This window comes from Actinacidiphila acidipaludis (genome assembly GCF_019890725.1).
Lineage (GTDB): Bacteria > Actinomycetota > Actinomycetes > Streptomycetales > Streptomycetaceae > Actinacidiphila > Actinacidiphila acidipaludis.
The window spans coordinates 1-19,007 of sequence record NZ_JAINZZ010000096.1; the positions used below are offsets into that span (position 1 = coordinate 1).

Sequence of the window (19,007 nt, forward strand, 5' to 3'; positions counted from 1 at the left end):
ACGCAGGACACGGCGGGCAGGGCCAGCGAACCGGCCTGCTCGGGGATGCCCGTCGCCGGGTCGACGTCGAACCAGGTGACGTCGCCGGAGCGCTCGTTGGCCGCGTAGAGGCGGGTGCCGGCCGGGTCGAGGGTGAGGTGCCGCGGCCAGTCGCCGCCGCAGCTCACGGTGTCGACGAGTTCGAGCTTCTCGCCGCTCGCGTCGACGGTGAGCACCGCGATGCTGTTGTGCCCGCGGTTGGCGGCCCACGCGAACCGGCCGTCGGGCGAGATCACCAGCTCGGACGGGTAGTTCTCGCCGTCGCTGCCGTCGGGCAGCACCCGCACCTCGGCGAGCGGCCGCAGGCTGCCCTTCTCCGAGTCGAAGCGGCACACGGTGACGACGGAGTCGAGTTCGTTCATCACGTAGGCGTGGCCGCCGTCGGGGTGGAAGGTGAGGTGGCGGGGGCCGATGCCCGAGCGCAGCCCCAGCTCCCGCTCGATCTCCAGCTCACCGCTGTCGGCGAGGAGTTCGCAGACCCGCACCGAGTCGGTGCCCAGGTCGACGCTGACCGCCCAGCGGCCGCTGGGGTCGGGCAGCACGGCGTGGGCGTGCGGGCCCTCCTGGCGTTCCCGGTTGGGTCCGTCGCCCTCGTGCTCCAGGACGGAGCGGACCTCGCCGAGGCCGCCGTCCTCCCGCAGGGACAGGACCGTGACGCTGCCCGGGGCCGCGTAGTTGGCGGTGAGCAGGTGGCCCTGATGGACGCTCAGATGGGTGGGGGCGCCGCCGCGCACCGGCACCGGCGCGCCGAGCAGTGCGGGGGCGGCGGGGTCGGCCAGGGAGAACGCGGCCGCGGCGCCCTCGGGTTCGGTCTCGCTCACCGTGTAGAGGGTCCGCCCGTCGGCGGAGAGGGTGAGGAAGGAGGGGTTGGGCACCTCGGCCGTGTCCCCGAGCGCGGTGAGCGCTCCCGTGTCCGGGTCCACGCCGGCAGCGGTGAGCCCGCGGCCCCCCGCCGACGTGAACGACCCGATGTAAGCGTGCCCGGCCACTGCCGTACCTCTTCCGCCTGATGTCTGTACGGCGGCTGAGAGTAGTACGTGATGCCGGTTACGTCGCCCCCGGGGCCACCCAGTGGTCCCGGGACGGCCCGCAGGCGGCTCTCAGGCCCCGCCGGAGCCCTCAGGGCGGCCCCGGAGACGTCGGACCGCCCTGTCGTGACGTCGGGGCGCGCAGCCCCGCACGCCGCGGACCGGACGCGGTTCCCGGCCGGGCCGGCCTCAGGACGCGAGGGCGGTGCGCGGGTCGGCGTGCAGCGGCGCGGCCAGGTCGGCGAGCGCCGTCTCCAGGCCGTGCAGGTGTGCCAGGGCGCGGTCGGCCCGCGGGCAGGGCGCGGGTCCGGCGGCGACCGCGGCCGGCACGGTTCCGGGCGCCTCTCCGGCACGTCCGACGAGACGCAGCACGGCTTCCTCGACCCGGCGGACGGCGGCCCGCAGCCGCTCGTCCTGCCCGGCGCCGGGGTGCGCGGCGGTCTCGGCGAGGCCGCGCACCTGGTGGGCGCAGGCGTCCAGCAGTTCCAGCACCCGGCGGGCGCGCGCCCGCCGTGCCCGCAGCGGGCTCAGCGGGTGGACCAGCGGAGCCACCGACGCCCGGACCCGGCCCAGCACCAGGTCGAGTTCCGCGGCGCGCACGGCCACCGCGGGGCCGTGCCCGTCCTCCAGGCTCGCCGCGGCGTCCCGGACCGCGTGCAGGGCGCGCTGGATCCAGGCGTCGGTGGCCGCGTGGGTGGTGACCGGCAGCACGAGCAGCACGGCCAGTGCGGCGCTCAGCGCGCCCGCGCCGGTCTCCTCCAGCCGCAGTACCAGCAGCCCGGGGTGCAGCACGCCCAGCAGGCCGTAGAGCGATCCGGCCATCACCGTGACGAAGAAGGTCATCCAGCTGTAGGAGACCTGGGCGCTGTAGAAGATGCCGAAGACGCACACGGCGACCAGCAAGAGGCAGGGGACGGTGGCGCCGTGCAGCGGGATCGCCAGCGCGAAGCCGGCGGCGATCCCGGTCGCGGTGCCGAGGACCCGGCGGAAGCCGCGTACCAGCGTCTCGCCGCGCGAGGCGGTGTTGACGAAGATCCACCAGGTCGCGGCCACCGCCCAGTACCAGCGGTCGCCGGAGACGGCCTCGCCGAGTGCCAGCGCCGCCGCGGCGGCCGCGGCGGCCTGCACGGCCTGGCGTGTGGTCGGCCGGCGCAGCCCGCGCCGCTGGGGCAGGTCGACGGCGGGCGGCGGCACGCTGCCGCGTTCGTAGCACCACAGGCCGAAGCGGACGGTCGCCGCGCAGCCCAGGCCGAGGGCGAGGGCCGCGGTGAGTTCCGGGAGATCGCCGGGGACTGCGTGCAGGAACTGGGCGACGAAGAACATCATGAAGCCGAAGACGCCGAGCGCGTGGCCGCGCGCTCCCCAGCGCCTGGCGTAGACGCCCGCGCCCACCACGGCGACGAACGCGGCGTCCCGCAGCAGCGGGTGCGGGTCCAGGCAGGCGGCCAGCGCGAGCACGGGCAGGCCGACGGCCGGCAGCAGGGCGGTGGTCACGGCCTGCCGCCGCGCGGTCGGGTCGGCGACGGTGAAGAAGGCGAGGAGCGCGGCCAGGCCCCCGGCGCAGGCGGCGGGCGCCGGGAGCCCGGCGAGCAGGACGGCGGCGACGGCCGCCGATATGCCCAGCAGGGCGCGGGCCGCGAAGCGCAGCCTCGCGTGCCCCGGGTCCGGTGCGACGAACATCCTCTTCACCTGTGCGGTCCCACCTCTGTTCGTGGTCGTCGTGGTCGTCGGTGCCTGTGCCCGCGCGAAGGTCCCGCCGGGCATGACAAAGGCGTTGCGGGAACCCGCGACCGGGAACCCGCAACGCCGTCGTCACCACCAGGAAAGCACCCGTCGGGGCGATGGCTCAAACGAAGCGCGAGTGACTGTGCCATTGGTACCGTGACCAGGCACGGATCACGACCACGAGGGGACCACTGGACCATGCCCGTCGACGCCCTGGACGCCCGCATCCTCCGGCTGCTTCTGGAGCAGCCGAGGACCAGCGTGCGCGAGTACGCGCGCATCCTCGGGGTGGCCCGGGGCACGCTGCAGGCCCGGCTGGACCGGATGGAGCGGGAGGGCGTGACGACCACCGCCGGTCCCCGGGTGTCGCCGGCGGCGCTCGGGCACCCGGTCCTGGCGTTCGTCCGCGTCGAGGTCACCCAGGGGCATCTCGACGAGGTCGGGCAGGCGCTGGCGGCGGTACCGGAGATCATCGAGGCGTACTCCATCACCGGCGGCGGCGATCTGTTCACGCGCGTGGTGGCCAAGGACAACGGGCACCTGGAGGACGTCATCCAGCGGCTCATCCAGCTGCCGGGCGTGGTGCGCACGCGGACCGAGATCGCGCTGCGCGAGCGGGTGGCGCCGCGGGTGCTGCCGCTGGTGGAGGCGGTGGGGCGGGCCGCGCCGTCCGGTCCGCGGGCCGCCCGGTAGCCTTTCGCGGCCCGGGGACCGAACCACAGCCGTTTCGTCAGCCCCCTTCTTCCCTCTGGCGGACGCGCGTAGAAACGCGCATCATGGCTCCTGTTCCACCTGCACTGCCGACTCATCCGACTCGTACGGCACAGCAGGAGAGCCCCTCCCGGTCCGTCGCGGCCCCCCACTCCACGACGGAGCTGTGCCGTTTCTGAATTGTCATGCACAGGACATTCCTCCTGGGCAAGCGAAGGAGATCGACATGGCTTGCGGATCGACCAGCCTCTGGGCCGGTGAGACCACCTGGTTCTGCTGCGGCAGTTCCTGGGGACCGTGCGGCAGCGCCGGCGGCGGCGCCTGCGGCACCTGCAACTCCAGCGCCCACCAGGCCGCCTGGCCCAACGCCTCCGCGGCGTGCTTCAGCATCACCCGGCCCGACCTGTGCGGCGAGAACATGGCGCGCCGCGGCTGCGGCTCGGTGATGAACGTCCGGCACCAGTGCTCGGGCGCCACCGTCTGCGTCACCGTCGCCGACTGCGGCCCGCGCACCCAGAGCTTCTGCGGCGAGTCCACCTGCTGCAACGGCTCCTGCCGCACCAACCGCGTGATCGACCTGACGCCCGCCGCCTTCTCGGTGATCGGGAACCTCAGTTCGGGCAAGCTGCCCGTCTACATCTACGAGTGACCGCCGAGCACCCACCCCGACCGGGAAGGACAGGACCGACATGAGCCACCGTCAGGACAGCCCCGAACGCCGCGGCATCGACCGCCGGCGCTTCCTCACCACGGCCGCGCTCGGCGGCGCCACCATCGTGGGCGCGTCGGCGCTCGGCGGCCTGGACGCGGACGCCGCGTTCGCCGCGCCCATGCCCTCGCTCGACCCGGCCATCGCCAAGTCGGCGTTCGCCGAGGGCCGGATCACCGCGATCAACGGCAGCGTGCTGGAGGTCGCCGGATCGTACGGGGACCAGCACCTCATCCAGCTCACCAACGCCACGAGCGTCTGGAAGCTGCGCCCGACCACCGCCGAGGAGATCAAGGTCGGCGACGGCCTCTACGCGCGCGGGGTCGACATGCCCGACGGCACGATCGCCGCCGACGCGGTGTGGGTCAACATCGTCAACCTCTACTGCACGGTCAAGGGCATCGCGAAGGACCGGCTGCACCTCGCGCACGGCGCGCAGGACCACGCGGTGGTCGGGCGGATCGTCGCCGACACCACCACCGCCTCCTACCTGGGCGGCGCCCTGACCTCCGACCTGTCGCGGGTGCGGATCGGCCAGTCCGCGCAGATCCTCGGCGCCTGGCGGCCCGAGGACGACGCGATCGACATCGCCCGTGTCACCGTCGGGCACTGAGGGGACGGTGCGATGATCCCGATCGTCTCCGACCTCGCGCCGCTGCTGTGCGGCGTGCTGCTGGCGGTCACCGGCGCCGGCAAGCTGTTCGGCCGCCGCACCGCCCAACTGGCGGCCAACACCGTGCTGGTGCGCGTCCTGAACGACGGCCGGCGCGCCGGGCAGGCCCTGCGTGCCGTCGGTGCGGCCGAACTGGCCGTCGCCGCCGCCCTGCTGGCCGCCCCGCGCGCAGTCGTGCCCGGCGTGGCCACCGCCGTTCTCGGCGCCGGCTTCGTCGGCTACCTCGGCTACGCGAAGGTGACGGCCCCCGAGTCCTCCTGCGGGTGCAGCGCCCGCGCCGAAGGGCCCATCGGCGCACGGTCGTTCGCCCGGGCCGGACTGGTGCTGCTCGGCGGCGTCGCGGCGGCCACGGCGACCACCGCCTGGTGGACCGAGATGATCCGGCGGCCCGGCTGGTCGGCGCTGTGCGTGGTGGCGGCAGCCGCGCTGCTGCTCGCCGTCTCGGCCGATCTGGACCACGTGTGGCTGCTGCCGTTGCGCCGCCTGCGCATCCGGCTGTTCGGCAGCCCGCTGGCGCCGGCCGGCGGGGGCCCGGTGCCGGTCGCCGCGTCCGTGGAGCTGCTGGAGCAGTCGCTGGCCTGGCAGGCCGCCTCCCCCATCGTCCGGTCGGCGCTGCTGGACGACTGGGACGACGAGGGCTGGCGGGTGCTGCGCTTCGCCGGGGTGTACGAGGCGCCGGGGCGCGGCGCCCGTCCGGTGAACGTGCTGTTCGCCCTGGACACCGACGCCAGCATCGACACCACCGCGAGCCCGGCGGTGCGGGTTTCGGTGATCGACGACGCCACCGACGAGATGGTGCCGGTCGACCTGCTGGCGGGCTCCGGCGTCAGGGCGGTGCTGCCGATGGCCCGCTGAGCGGGCCGGAGAACAGGCAGGGTGAGCCGGGCGGACCGAACCGGCTCATCCGAGGGAACGGTGCGTGCACGCGGCCCCGGGCGGGAGGCACCTCGCCCGGGGCCGCGTGGTCCTGCCGCCGGTTACTGCGGCGGGTAGCCGACGGGGGTGTCGGCGTACGCGCCGTAGACGCGCATCTCCGCGGCGGCCGCGAACGGCAGCCCGTTGAGCGCGTTCAGCGCGGTGAAGCGCACGTACGAGGCACGGACCGTGGCGAAGTCGATCTGCTGCGTCTGCGGCGAGTCGACCAGCGTGCCCTGGGCGACGGTCCGCCAGGTCGTGCCGTCGTCGGAGACCGCCACCTGGTACCCGGCCACCCGGCCGTTGGGGCCGCCGCTCTGCCGGTCGAGGTAGCCGAAGCCGTCGACGTCCGCGGGCCCGTTCAGCTTCAGCGTCACCCAGTGCGGGTAGGGCGCGTCGGCGTCGGTGTAATCGGTGTGCCAGATGGTGCCGGGGTCACCGTCGAGTACGTTGCCCACCGGCCCCTCGGCCGGCCCGGAGGAGAGGTTCTCCGAGTCGGCGGTGGCGGTCATGGTGCTGGGTGAGAGCACCGCCCTGGTGGCGACGGTGGCCTTGGCGTCCGCGGCGGCCGACTTGGCGGCGCCGTCGTCGGTGTAGGTGGCGGTCGCCTTCCACTGGGCCGAGGCGCCCGCGGCGCTCGCGGGTGCCGTGATCAGCCAGGTGGTGCTCACCGAGGCGCCCGGCGCGACCTTGGCGAAGGTGTTGCCGCCCTGCTGCGCGACCGCGGCGGTCCAGCCCTGCGGGAGCCCGTCGAGGGTGACCCGCACGCCGGTGGCGTCCGCCGGCTCGCCGTTGGTGAACGTGGTGACGTACGCGCTCGGCACGCCGGGGCTCAGCTCGGCGCCCGTCGGGGTGGTGACGGAGGCGCAGGCCGGTCCCTGGCTCGCCGGTCCCAGGTCGGTGACCCGGAAGTCGTCGAGCACGAAGTCGGTGCCCGCCGCCCCGCCGAGCTTGCGCAGGCCCACCCAGGTGTCGCCGCAGCCGGCCGTGATCTCCCGCGAGTAGGCGGCGGTGTCCAGCGCGGGGGCCAGCACCTCGCGGGTCACGTCCTTCGAGGTGACCTTGCCGCCGCCGACGGTGTCCGCGCCGGTGACCCAGGCCCACTGCCCGTCGACGTTGGTCTGGTAGCGGAACGACACCGCGTACCGGTGGCCGGCGACGAAGGGCACGGTGGCCGGGACCGTGCGGTAGACCAGGCCGGTGTTCTCCTCGTGGGCCTTCAGCGAGTGGGCGCCGTCCAGGACGTCGTCCACCGCCTTGCCGTCGAGCGTGCCGGAGTTGTACGGCGCGTAGGTGTTCTTCCACTCCTTCTGGCTGTAGGGGGCGTGCAGATCGCTGATGCTGGTCCGCGGGTCGGTGACGCCGCCCGCGTCGCCCTTGACGAACGGTCCCCAGCCGGGCTGGTTGCCCTCGAAGCCGTTCGCGGCGACGACCGTCGCGCCGGGCTCCGGTGCGGGCAGCGGGGCCGTGGTGTCGGCCGTCAGCCGCAGGTCGTCCAGGGTGACGGCGGCGCTGCCGGGCACCGCGGAGACGCCCACGGTCACCGTGCCGCCGGGCGGGGCGGTGAAGGACACCGACGCACGCTGGGCGTAGGTGCCCTGCTCGGCGTCCGCGGCGACCTCGTTGGCGGCGGGTGTGGTGTCGAAGGTGTTCTGCGCGGTCCGTCCGGCGCCGGTGACGGCGAGCGTGGTGGCCCGGCGCTCGCCCGGGGCGATCTCGACGTCGGCACTGAACGCGTAACGCCGTCCGGCCACCAGGCCGGTGACGCGCTGGCTGAGACCGGACCGGTCGCCGCCCAGCCGAGCGACCTGGTCGCCGGTGCCGGTGCGGGCCGGGACGGCGCCGCCGGTCGGGTGCCAGGCGGTCAGGTCGCCGGCGTTGAAGCCGGGGTCGGCCAGCCCGCTGTCCTGCCCGAACCGCACGTCGGTGTGCGGCGCCCGGCCGCCCTGCGGGACCAGCACGTACGGCTGGTTCCTGGCGCCGTCGAGGGTGACCGTCCCGTGGTCGGGGGTGACGTCGGCGGTCTTGACGCGGCCCTGGTCGGTGAGCCGGTACAGCGTGAAGTGCCGGTAGGAGGCGAACTGCCCGGTCAGGTCGAAGGTGTGGCTGCCGCCGGAGGCGCTGAAGTAGTACATCTTGTCGGCGTCGCTCGGCGACGAGGTGCCGTCGCCGTCCTGCGCCTCGCCCCACGGCAGCAGGTAGCTGTCGCCCTGGAGGACGAGCGCGCCGCCCATGGTGATCCGCCGGACGCCGTTGTCGCCGACCACCCGGACGCCGCCGGTCAGGTCGGCGGACGTGCCGAAGTCCCAGTCCATGACCTGGTAGTGCTGCAGGAACTTGGTCGGCAGGTTGTCGGTCCAGATGTTGCGGTAGAAGGCGTTCCAGTCGTCCTGCCCGGTCCAGCCCTCGAACTCCTTGATGGAGGAGCCGCCGAGCAGCGGGTCGACGTTCCACACGTCGCGGTCGGAGTTGGCGATGAACCGGACGATGTTGGAGTTGATGCCCTTGTTGGTGGGTCCGCCGTAGCCCTTGTCACTGGCCCAGTGTGACCAGATCGAGTTGCCCTCGAACTTGTACGCCCACTCGCTGGCGACCTCGAAGCCCATCGCGTGCAACTGCCGGGCGAGTTCGTCGGCGAGCCAGCCGCTGGAGTAGTAGGCGTCGATGTAGACGGTCCTGATGCCCGGGGCCTCCTTGCGCAGTTCACGGAAGCGGTCCAGGACGGCGCCCGTGCCCAGGTCGGTGCGCTGGTCGATGTGGTACGACTGGTTGAGCCAGTCCCAGCCGTTGACCTGGCCCTTGATCAGGCCCGAGCTGAAGCTCCTGGCCTGCGGGTAGGCCTCGGTGACGTTGACGTGCACCGCGAGGTCGGCGTTGTACTGCGCGCCCACGGATGCCAGGCGGTTGAGGTCGGTGAGACCGCCGGCCCGGGTGTTGTAGTCGCCGCCGTAGTCGGGGTGGCCGGAGTCGTGGCCCTCGTTGGCGTACCCCTTCTCCAGCACCCACTGGCCGAGGTCGTCGGTGGCCAGTGAGATGCGCTTGACGTTGTCCAGTGTCTTCAGGAACGGGTTGGTCGCCTCGCTCGCGAAGTTGAACGGGATGTGCTGCACGACCCGTTCGGGCACGCGGTCGGCGCCGAGCGGGTGCGTCATGGCGTCGCGGTAGGCGATCGCGCCGTCCTGCCAGGTCACCTGACCGTCGTGGTTGGCGTCGGCGGCGAGGACCACCGTGGTCTTCGGCAGCGCGTAGGTGGCGACGCGGGCGTCGGTGGCGCCCTTGGCGGCGTAGGTGTAGGTGCCGGCGGACAGTTCGGCCCGGCGGGCTCCGCCGCCGGCGTCGGTGATCCGCGACATCAGGCGCGTGTTGTTGTTGGTGTTGCTGTCCTGCGCGGAGTCCTCGGTGGCGTCGGTCAGCAGGCCCGCGGACAGGCGGGAGTTGCTGACGAAGCCGTACGGGGTGCCGACCGGCGCGGGGTCCGGCTTGGTCGCGGCGGTGACCGCGACGAACTGGTCGGCGGTGGTGGTCGAGTCGGTGGAGATCTTCGTGCGGGCCAGGGCCGCATGCGGGTCGGAGGTGTCGACCGACACCAGCGACTGGCCGGGGACGGCGAGTTGGTCGACGGTGCGGGCCGCGCTGCCGGAGATCCCCGTCACCGCGAACTCGACGGTCCTCCGGTCCGTCACGGTGATCGTCGAGGTGAGCGTGAGGTCCGGCAGGTCGGCGAAGGTCGAGGTGTAGGTGGCGGTGGCGCCCTTCACCGTCAGGGTCGTCGTCGCCGTGTGGTCGGTGCCGTTGACGGTGAAGGTGTCGAGCGCCGAGGGCTGACCGCCGATCGTCCCGCCGTCCATCGCGTAGGAGATGACCTGCGGGAACTCCTTGGCCACCTGGACGGTGAGGCCGCCGCGGCGCAGTTCGACGGGTGTGGCGGGCTTCGCCGGGGGCGGCGGGTCCACGGGCGCGGGAGTGGTGTCGCCGGTGGCGCGGACCCGGATCTCCGAGGCGGAGGCGTTGTCGCTGCCGTTGATCGCGCTGTCGGCCTCGAACTTGACGTACCGGCCGGTGACCGGCTTGTCGAAGACCGCCGTCTGCACCTCGGAGTTGTTCGCCGGCTGGTGGAACGCCCCGGCGGCCGCGGGCGCGCCCCAGTCGGCCTTCGGGTCGCGCGCGACGGCGGCGCTGTCGGTGACGAAGACCTTGTAGTCCCTGACCGGGCCGTTGGGCTGGTTCTTCACCGAGTAGTCCAGGCCGGTCAGGGTGAACGAGCCGCCGACGTCGAGGGTCAGCCAGTGCGGCATGGGGGTCTTCGCGACGCCCGTGCCGTTGACGACGCCGTAGGCGACCGTCCACTGGGTCGAGGTGTCGTTGTCGAACGCGGCGAGTGCCGTGCCGTCCAGGGCCGGGGGCGCGGGGTAGGGCGGCGACTCCGAGTCGGCGGCGACGAGACCGTACTGGGCCGGGTCGATGGGGGTCCCCGCGTCGGCGGCGGCCGGGGCGAGCGCCGGGCTCGCGTGGGCCGGTGCCACGCCGAGGGCCAGCAGGGCGAGGGAGACGAGCACCGTCGCCGATGCCGCGGTCCCGGGTCGGGAGCGGCGTCTGCGGTGCGGTGTCCAGGGCAAGCGCGGGGTCATACCTACCACCTGTGAGCTTCCGTAGAAGTGCCGTGGAGCGCTGAAGTGAGGCAGACGGTAGCAAGAATGGCATCGATAACACCAGGGTCCGTCAGGCGCGGATGGACAGGTGTTATCGGCTGACAGGGGAAGGATGAGCCGGCTTTCCGGGCGGCCCGGGGACCGCCCCGGGCCGCGTGCCGGGGGCGGTCGGCGGCGGTTCGTGCGGGCGGCAGGCCCCGGCCGTCAGACCCGGCGCGCGGGCGCGGTGCTGGCGCGGACGACCAGCGAGGGCTCGACCGAGGCGGGCTCCATGGCCGCGTCCGGATCGGCGATGTACCGCATGAGGTGGGCGACGGCCAGCGCCCCCATCTCGGCGAACGGCTGGGCCACGGTGGTCAGCGACGGCGAGCAGTACTCGGCCAGGGCGATGTCGTCCACGCCCACCACGGAGATGTCGTCGGGGACCCGGCGGCCCAGCTCGTGCAGGGCGCGGATGACGCCGAACGCCATCTCGTCGCTCGCCACGAAGACCGCGGTGACGTCCGGGATGCGGCCCAGGATCAGGCCGTTGCGGTACCCGGACTCCGGCGACCAGTCGCCCTCCAGTTCGGGGGGCACGACCCGGCCCTCCCCCTCCAGCACCGCCCGCCAGCCCTGCGACCTGCTGGACGCGTCGAGCCAGGCACGCGGGCCCGCCACGTGCCAGACGGTCTCGTGCCCCAGGTCCAGCAGGTGCCGGGTCGCCAGCCGCGCGGCCAGTGACTGGTCGACCGCCACCACCTCGGTCGCCGAGGTGCGCGAGCCGTCGACGGTGATGGTGGGGACCGCGCCGGTGAGCTGCTCGATCTGGCGGCTGACGTGGATCAGCGGCACGGCCAGGATCATGCCCTCGACGTGCTGGTCGGCCAGGCGCAGCATGGCGGACTCGATCGCGGAGGTGTCGAGCGAGGCGGTGGTGGCCGCGCTGACCGCGTAGCCGGCCTCCTGGGCGGCGCGTTCGATGCCGTGGGTGAGCGCGGTGCGCGAGTAGAAGCTGGTCTGCAGGGTCACCACGCCGATGGTGCGGCTGCGTCCCGAGGAGAGCACGCGGGCCGCGTTGTTCTTGCGGTAGCCGAGCTGCTCGACGGCGGCGAGCACCTTCGCGCGGGTCTTCTCCTGGACGTTCGGGTGGCCGGCCAGCGCCCGGGAGACGGTCTGGGCGGAGACGCCGGCGACCCTCGCGACGTCGGTCATGCCCGGCGGCCGCCCGGCCTCGCGCGTGGTGTGCTTGTCCATGGGTCCCTCTCCCGGCTCATCCTTGCGCAGATGATAGCGCTCCCACCTGCCGGAAGACGGGTCGGACAGTGTGGTGGGCATCCCTCGGACGGGCACTTGGCATCGATAACATGATGTGCGAGAGTTCCCGCACGCCTCAGCTGAGGGCGCGACGAAGGCGGAGGCCGCATTCATGAAGCCGTCGACCGGCGAGAAGGTATCGATATCATTCCGGGGCGTGGTGGTCGGTCCTGACGACCCCGCGGGTACGCCCGCCGGCCACCGCCCCGGACCCGTACCCCCCGGTCCCGGTGTGCCGGCGGCGGCCGCTCCGGCGTCCGCGCCCACGGCGGCGCCGGCCTCCACCGGCCGTACCGCTCCCCTGCTGTCCTACCCGCGGGGCGAGCTGCTGCGCGACGGGCGGCCGCACCGGATCCTCTCCGGGTCGCTGCACTACTTCCGGGTGCACCCGGCGCAGTGGGCGGACCGGCTGGCCCGGCTGGCCGCGCTCGGCCTCAACACCGTGGACACGTACGTGCCGTGGAACTTCCACGAGCGCACCCGGGGACTGCCGCGGTTCGACGGCTGGTGCGACGTCGAGCGCTTCGCCGTCCTCGCCCAGGAGGCCGGGCTCGACGTGATCGTGCGGCCGGGGCCGTACATCTGCGCCGAGTGGGACAACGGCGGCCTGCCGGCCTGGCTGACCGGCACCCCCGGCATGCGGCTGCGGTCGTCGTACCGGCCCTATCTGGACGAGGTGGCACGCTGGTTCGACGTGCTGGTCCCCCGGCTGGCCCGGCTGCAGGCCGCGTTCGGCGGCCCGGTCGCGGCGGTGCAGGTGGAGAACGAGTACGGCAGCTACGGCGACGACCGCGCCTATGTGCGCTGGGTGCGCGACGCGCTGGCCGACCGCGGCATCACCGAACTCCTCTACACCGCCGACGGGCCGACCGACCTCATGCTCGACGCGGGCACCGTGCCCGGCGAACTCGCCACCGCCACCTTCGGCTCGCGCCCCGGGCAGGCCGCGGCGCTGCTGCGCTCCCGGCGCCCCGGCGAGCCCTTCGTCTGCGCCGAGTTCTGGAACGGATGGTTCGACCACTGGGGCGAGCCGCACCACGTCAGGTCCGCCGAGAGCGCGGCCGGCACCCTCGGCGAGATCGTGGACGCCGGCGGCTCGGTCAGCATCTACATGGCGCACGGCGGCACCAACTTCGGCCTGTGGGCGGGCGCCAACCACGACGGCACGGCGCTGCAGCCCACCGTCACCAGCTACGACTCGGACGCGCCGGTCGCCGAACACGGCGGCCTCACTCCGAAGTTCTTCGCCGTCCGGGACCGGCTGCGGGAGTTCGACGGCGGCCTGCCGCGCCCGCTGCCGGCCCAGCCCGCCGTGCTGCCGCCGCGCGTCCTGCGCACCGTGCCGGGCGCCGGTCTGCTGGACGGCCTGGCCGCGCTGGCGGAGCGGGCGGTGACCTCGCCCCACCCGCTGGGGTTCGACGACCTCGGCCAGGCGTCGGGGCTCGTGCTGTACCGGGCGCAGCCCCAACTGCCCCCCGGTCCGCAGACCTTGACGGTCACCGGTCTGCACGACCGGGCCCAGGTCTTCGTCGACGGCGTGTGCGCCGGCGTGCTGGACCGGGAGACCGGGTCGCTGACGGTCCCGGGCACGGGGTCGCGGGTGCGGCTGGAGCTGCTGGTGGAGAACCAGGGCCGGATCAACTACGGCCCGCTGCTCGGCCAGGGCAAGGGCATCCTGGGCGGCGTGCAGATCGAGCGCCGCCTGGTGCACGGCTGGACCATGCACGGCCTGCCCCTGGACGAGTGGGCGCCGGAGGAGGTGGCCGCCGCGCCCGCGTCGGCCGCCCCGCACGGCACGGCCGGCTTCGCCACCGCCCGCTTCACCGTCAACGACCCGGCGGACACCTTCCTGGCCCTGCCCGGCTTCGCCAAGGGCTTCGCATGGGTCAACGGCACATTGCTGGGCCGCTACTGGGAGGTCGGCCCGCAGATGACCCTCTATGTGCCGGGGCCGCTGGTGGTCCCCGGTGAGAACACGGTGACCGTGCTGGAGCTGGAGCGGTTCGGCGAGCGCGTCGAACTGCGCGACCGGCCCGAACTCGGGCCCGGCGAGGAGTTCGTGGAGTCGTTCGACTGAGGCCGGCGCTGTGCGGGGCGGACCCCGCCGGGTCGCGGCGGGCGGCCCGGCGATCGGCCCGTCAGGTGGCCTTCCTCGCCTTGCTCGGCTGCACCCGCTTCGGTTCCCCCGCCATCTTGGGGTGCTCCGGCGGGTAGGGCAGGTCACCGAGGCCGTGCTCGGCCTCGTCGCGCGCGGCGAGTTCGAGGGCGGCGTCGAGCCGGAAGGCGTGGTCGTCCATGTCGGCGTGCACGTCGCCTACCTCCGCGTAGCGGGCCGGCATCGTGGTGATGTCGAAGTCGGTGGGCACCGCGCTGTCCACCTCGTCCCAGCGCAGCGGGGCCGAGACCGGCGCGTGCGCGAACGGCCGCACGGAGTAGGCGCTGGCGATCGTCCGGTCGCGGGCGGTCTGGTTGTAGTCGACGAAGATCTTCGCGCCGCGCTCCTCCTTCCACCAGGCCGTGGTGATCCGCTCGGGGTCGCGCCGCTCCAGCTCGCGGGCGACGGCGATGGCCGAGCGCCGCACCTGCACGAAGGTCCACTCCGGGAGGATCGGCACGAACACGTGGATACCGCGGCCGCCGGAGGTCTTCGGCCAGCCGCGCAGCCCGAGTCCCTCCAGGACGTCGCGCAGTTCGAGGGCGGCCCGCACCGCGTCGGCGTAGTCCGTGCCGGGCTGCGGGTCCAGGTCGATGCGCAGCTCGTCCGGGTGCTCGGTGTCCTCCCGCCGCACCGGCCACGGGTGGAAGGTGAGACATCCCAGGTTCGCCGCCCACAGCACCGCGGCCGGCTCGGTGGGGCAGATCTCGTCGGCGTGGCGGCCGCTGGGGAAGGCGATCCGGCCGGTCGGGATCCAGTCGGGCAGGTTCTTGGGGGCGCGCTTCTGGAAGAAGGACTCGCCGTCCACCCCGTCGGGGAAGCGCTGCATCGTGGTCGGGCGGTCCCGGAGGACGCGCAGGATCCCGTCGCCCACCGCACAGTAGTAGCGGGCCACATCGCCCTTGGTGTAACCGGTCTGCGGGAAGTAGACCTTCTGCGGGTTCGACACCTTGACGGTGCGCCCACCGGACGTCAGCTCCAGCGTCTCTGCCATGCGTCCACGCTAGGGGGTGCCGCCGTGTGCCGCCCCCTGGCGGGCGCGGACCGGTCGGCGCGAGCACAATCACCCTCATGGAGCTTCCTGTCATGCCCCCGGTGCAGCCCATGCTCGCGAAGGCCGCCAAGAAGATCCCGCCCGGCATGCTCTACGAGCCGAAGTGGGACGGCTTCCGCTGCATCGCGTTCCGCGACGGCGCCGAGGTCGAGCTCGGCAGCCGCTCGGGCAAGCCGCTGACCAGGTACTTCCCCGAGGTCGTCGCCGCGCTTCGGGAGCAGCTTCCGCAGCGCTGCGTGCTGGACGGCGAGATCGTCATCATGCGCGACGGCCGGCTGGACTTCGACGCCCTGCTGGAGCGGATCCATCCGGCCGACTCGCGGGTGCGGCATCTGGCCGAGGTGACGCCCGCGTCGTTCGTCGCCTTCGACCTGCTGGCCCTGGACGACACGCGCGTCATGGAGCTGCCGCAGAGCGACCGCCGGCAGGCGCTGACCGAGGCGCTCGCCGAGGCGTCGGCGCCGGTGTTCCTCACGCCCGTCTCGACCGACGTCGAGGTGGCGGCGAGCTGGTTCGACCAGTTCGAGGGCGCGGGCCTGGACGGCGTCGTCGCCAAGCCGCAGGACCTGCCGTACATGCCGAACGAGCGGGTGATGGTGAAGGTCAAGCACGAGCGGACCGCGGACTGCGTGGTGGCCGGGCTGCGGCACCACAAGTCGGGCCCGGTCGTGGGGTCCCTGCTGCTGGGTCTGTACGACGGGTCCGGGCGGCTCCAGCACGTGGGGGTGTGCGCCTCGTTCCCGATGGCCCGCCGCAAGGCGCTGATGGAGGAACTGGCGCCGCTGCGGATGGAGTCGGTCGAGGGGCACCCGTGGGAGCGCTGGGGCAGCGAGGAGGCGCAGGCCGCGGACCGGCTGCCCGGCGGGCCGAGCCGCTGGACCGGCAAGAAGGACCTGTCGTGGATCCCGCTGCGCCCCGAGCGTGTGCTGGAGGTCGCCTACGACCACATGCAGGGCGACCGTTTCCGGCACACCGCGCAGTTCCGCCGCTGGCGCCCGGACCGGGAGCCGGAGTCGTGCACGTACGCGCAACTGGAGGAGCCGGTGAGCTATGACCTCGCGGAGGTCCTGGGTCTGTGAGCACGCCGGCGGCCGGCCGGGCGTGCGAGGACCGGCCGGCCGGGCGGCACCCGGGTTTCGTGGTCTTGGGCCGCCGACGGTGGACGGGCTCCGCGCGGGCCGTCTCCGGCGTCCCGTCGTCCGGCGTGCCGTCAGCCCAGGAAGCTGAGGCGCACTTCGCGGCGGTGGTTGTCCCGGTTGGTGTCCACCAGCACCACCGACTGCCAGGTGCCCAGTTCGAGGCTCCCGCCGATCACCGGGAAGGTGGCGTGCGGCGGGATCAGGGCGGGCAGCACGTGGTCCCGGCCGTGGCCCCGGCTGCCGTGCCGGTGCTGCCAGCGGTCGTCGGCGGGCAGCAGGTCCCGCAGCGAGGCGAGCAGGTCGTCGTCGCTGCCCGCGCCGGTCTCGATGACGGCGATCCCGGCGGTGGCGTGCGGGACGAAGACGTTGAGCAGGCCGTCCCGCCCGCGCGCCGCGTCGCGCAGGAAGGCCGTGCAGGCGCTGGTCAGGTCGTGGACGGTCTCGGTCGAGCCGGTCTCGACCTCGATGACATGAGTGGTGAACGTGTCGGCCATGCCTCCATGGTCACCTGACAGCCCGCCGGAGGACAGCAGGGGGCCGGTGGAGGCGGCGTGCCGGGGCGGCGGACGGCGGGTGCCCGGGCGGTCCATCGGGCCCCGTGGTCACGGTCGTTGCCGCACCGGCGGATTGGTCTGTACCATTCGGCGGACCCGGCACACCCGTCACTGCTGCCGCGCCCGTTAGGGGGACATCCGCCGTGAACGCCCCGCACCGGCTCGCCGTGCTGGTCGACTCGTGCCTGCTCCCCTCCGTGAGCGGCTCGGCCGACCGGCTCCCCGAATGGATCCTGCGCGGCCTGGAACGCGGTACGCCCGGAGTGGCCGTGCACACCGACGGCGCCGACGCCCGGAAGGCCGCGCAGGCACTGCGGGCGGCCGCGCCCGACGCGCTGGCCGGGCACCCCGGCCCGCCTGCCGCCTCCGACGGCAGTACCGCCGCCGCCGAGCTCGTCGCCGCCGGGGCCAATCTGCACCTCGGCGTACGGCCCGGGGCGGCGGCCGAGACGACCCGCGCCTTCGTCACGGCCCTGCAGACGCACGGCGTGGCGGCGGCGCTGGGCCCGTTCACCGGCACCGGCAGCCTGCGGCCCTTCGCCGAGGGCGCCGCGGCCGGCGTCCGTGCGATCACGGCGGGCCACGCGGCTGCTCCGGGCGGCGAGGGGCGGCCGGCGGTGCTCAGCCAGTCGGCGGTGACGGGCACGCTGCGCGGCGAACTCGGCTACGGCGGCGTGGTCATGAGCGACGTGCTGGACGCGCCGGACATCATCGAGAGCTGGGGCGTGCCCGGCGCGGCCGTGCTCGCCTGGATCGCGGGCGTCGACCTGGTCCGGCTCGGTCCCGGCAGCGGCGCGGGCGTCCGGAACGCGATCCACGCGGCGGCCGCTCGCGCGGTGGCGGACGGCGACCTGCCGATGGGCCGCCTCGAGGAGGCCGCGGACCGGGTGGCGCGTTTGCGCCGCTGGGCGTCGGAGCCGCGGATGCCGGTGGCCGCTCTCCGGGAGCGGGTCGTACCGCTGGAGGCGTGAGGGAGCCTTCGCTCTGGGGTCCCCGGTATCGCCCTCCCCTGAGGCCGCCGGACACGGGCGGGAAGGTTTGCCCGGAGCGTCCGGTTGGCAGAAGCATGAACGAGTCAGGTGCGGTGCAGACCGTGGACGCCACGGTGATCGGCGCGGGCCAGGCCGGACTGTCCGCGGCCTACTTCCTGCGCCGGGCCGGACTGCTCCCGGGAGCGGACTTCGTGGTCCTGGACCACTCCCCCGGCCCGGGCGGCGCCTGGCAGTACCGCTGGCCGACGCTGACCTACGGCAAGGCCCACGGTGTCCACGAGCTCCCCGGCATGCCCCTGGAGGACGGCGACCCCGACCGCCCCTCCGCCGAGGTGGTGGGCGGGTACTTCGCGCGCTACGAGGAGGCTTTCGGGTTGCGGGTGCGCCGACCCGTGGACGTCACCGCCGTCCGCGAGGACGCCGCCGGCCGGCTGCGCGTCGAGTCGAGCGCCGGGACGTGGTCGACGCGCGTCCTGCTGAACGCCACGGGCACCTGGGACCGGCCCTTCCTGCCGTACTACCCGGGGCAGGAGACCTTCCTGGGGCGGCAGTTGCACACCGCCGGCTACCGCGGCGCGGCCGAGTTCGCCGGCAAGCACGTCGTGGTCGTCGGCGGCGGCACCTCGGCCGTGCAGCTGCTGATGGAACTCGCCGAGGTGGCCAGGACGACCTGGGTCACCCGGCGCCCGCCCGTGTTCCGCTCGGTCCCCTTCAACGAGGAGTGGGGCAGGTCCGCGGTGGCGCGTGTCGACGAGCGGGTGCGGCAGGGGCTGCCGCCGCAGAGCGTCGTCAGCGTGACCGGGCTGGCCGCCACCGAGGCGGTGCGCGACGCGCAGGCCCGGGGCATTCTGCGGCGTGAGCCGATGTTCGACCGGATCACCCCGCACGGCGTCGCCTGGGCCGACGGCCGCGAGCTGGAGGCGGACGTGATCCTGTGGGCGACCGGCTTCCGCGCCGCCCTGGACCATCTCGCACCGCTGCGCCTGCGCGAGCCGGGCGGCGGCATCCGGATGGACGGCACGCGCGTGGTCAAGGACCCGCGCGTCCATCTGCTCGGCTACGGCCCCTCGGCCAGCACCATCGGCGCCAACCGCGCCGGACGCGCCGCGGTCCGGGAGGTCCGCCGGCTGCTGGACGGCACCCGGGACGACGCTCGCGAACCCGTCGCCCTCGCCGCACCGGCAGGCTGACCGCCGCCTCGTCCGGTCGGGCGGCGCCGGTCAGCGGCATGCATCCTCCGCCGCCACCACTCGCAAAACATCGGATGTCTTCTTCCCAGTCGGCCCGCGCGTGCGGCAGGATGAGGGCCATGCGTGATCGACGACTGGACGGCGCCCGCGGCCGCGACGGCCGGAAGACGGAGCGGCC

Annotated in this window: 14 protein-coding genes; 8 read left to right on the forward strand and 6 right to left on the reverse strand. The window is 73.9% G+C overall.

Features of this window, described 5'->3' with window-relative positions; all coding sequences use genetic code 11:
- Positions 1–1,028 (reverse strand): lactonase family protein (locus K7862_RS35685; RefSeq protein ID WP_222969671.1); only part of this gene is annotated, 1,028 nt, incomplete at its 3' end.
- Positions 1,029–1,256: 228 nt separating this feature from the next.
- On the reverse strand, positions 1,257–2,747 hold the full coding sequence (locus K7862_RS35690; RefSeq protein ID WP_222969673.1) for an FUSC family protein: 1,491 nt from the start codon (positions 2,745–2,747) through the stop codon (positions 1,257–1,259).
- A 243-nt stretch (positions 2,748–2,990) separates the two neighbouring features.
- Between K7862_RS35690 and K7862_RS35695 the strand changes: the two genes are divergently transcribed.
- From K7862_RS35695 to K7862_RS35710, 4 genes are all read left to right on the forward strand, one after another.
- The gene (locus K7862_RS35695) at positions 2,991–3,485 is read left to right on the forward strand and encodes an Lrp/AsnC family transcriptional regulator (RefSeq protein WP_222969675.1); all 495 of its coding nucleotides are present in this window, start codon (positions 2,991–2,993) and stop codon (positions 3,483–3,485) included.
- A 244-nt stretch (positions 3,486–3,729) separates the two neighbouring features.
- Positions 3,730–4,152, forward strand: a complete 423-nt coding sequence (locus K7862_RS35700; protein ID WP_222969677.1) for an RlpA-like double-psi beta-barrel domain-containing protein — start codon at positions 3,730–3,732, stop codon at positions 4,150–4,152.
- A gap of 40 nt (positions 4,153–4,192) precedes the next feature.
- On the forward strand, positions 4,193–4,825 hold the full coding sequence (locus K7862_RS35705; protein ID WP_222969679.1) for a cell wall protein: 633 nt from the start codon (positions 4,193–4,195) through the stop codon (positions 4,823–4,825).
- Between the two features lie 12 nt (positions 4,826–4,837).
- Positions 4,838–5,740, forward strand: a complete 903-nt coding sequence (locus tag K7862_RS35710; protein WP_222969681.1) for a MauE/DoxX family redox-associated membrane protein — start codon at positions 4,838–4,840, stop codon at positions 5,738–5,740.
- Between the two features lie 122 nt (positions 5,741–5,862).
- Here the strand turns inward: K7862_RS35710 and K7862_RS35715 are convergent, their stop codons facing one another.
- Both K7862_RS35715 and K7862_RS35720 read right to left on the reverse strand, forming a co-directional pair.
- A complete protein-coding gene (locus tag K7862_RS35715) occupies positions 5,863–10,428 on the reverse strand; it encodes an endo-alpha-N-acetylgalactosaminidase family protein (protein WP_222969683.1) in 4,566 nt (1,521 codons plus the stop codon).
- 225 nt (positions 10,429–10,653) lie between these two features.
- Positions 10,654–11,685, reverse strand: coding sequence for a LacI family DNA-binding transcriptional regulator (locus K7862_RS35720; RefSeq protein WP_262414316.1), 1,032 nt, complete (start codon positions 11,683–11,685; stop codon positions 10,654–10,656).
- A 361-nt stretch (positions 11,686–12,046) separates the two neighbouring features.
- Between K7862_RS35720 and K7862_RS35725 the strand changes: the two genes are divergently transcribed.
- Entirely contained in the window at positions 12,047–13,822 is a 1,776-nt protein-coding gene (locus K7862_RS35725) for a glycoside hydrolase family 35 protein (RefSeq protein WP_262414317.1), read from the forward strand.
- A 61-nt stretch (positions 13,823–13,883) separates the two neighbouring features.
- On the opposite strand, the gene ligD is transcribed toward K7862_RS35725, so the two are convergent.
- Positions 13,884–14,894, reverse strand: a complete 1,011-nt coding sequence (gene ligD, locus K7862_RS35730; RefSeq protein WP_222969687.1) for a non-homologous end-joining DNA ligase — start codon at positions 14,892–14,894, stop codon at positions 13,884–13,886.
- Between the two features lie 77 nt (positions 14,895–14,971).
- Here ligD and K7862_RS35735 point away from each other — a divergent pair, with 77 nt between their 5' ends.
- On the forward strand, positions 14,972–16,033 hold the full coding sequence (locus K7862_RS35735; RefSeq protein WP_222969688.1) for an ATP-dependent DNA ligase: 1,062 nt from the start codon (positions 14,972–14,974) through the stop codon (positions 16,031–16,033).
- Between the two features lie 131 nt (positions 16,034–16,164).
- Here the strand turns inward: K7862_RS35735 and K7862_RS35740 are convergent, their stop codons facing one another.
- On the reverse strand, positions 16,165–16,587 hold the full coding sequence (locus tag K7862_RS35740; protein WP_222969690.1) for a secondary thiamine-phosphate synthase enzyme YjbQ: 423 nt from the start codon (positions 16,585–16,587) through the stop codon (positions 16,165–16,167).
- Between the two features lie 203 nt (positions 16,588–16,790).
- Between K7862_RS35740 and K7862_RS38375 the strand changes: the two genes are divergently transcribed.
- Both K7862_RS38375 and K7862_RS35750 read left to right on the forward strand, forming a co-directional pair.
- Positions 16,791–17,618: a glycoside hydrolase family 3 N-terminal domain-containing protein gene (locus tag K7862_RS38375; RefSeq protein WP_222969692.1), complete on the forward strand. Its 828-nt coding sequence runs from the start codon at positions 16,791–16,793 to the stop codon at positions 17,616–17,618.
- 95 nt (positions 17,619–17,713) lie between these two features.
- A complete protein-coding gene (locus tag K7862_RS35750) occupies positions 17,714–18,829 on the forward strand; it encodes an NAD(P)-binding domain-containing protein (protein ID WP_222969694.1) in 1,116 nt (371 codons plus the stop codon).
- Positions 18,830–19,007: the final 178 nt, after the last annotated feature.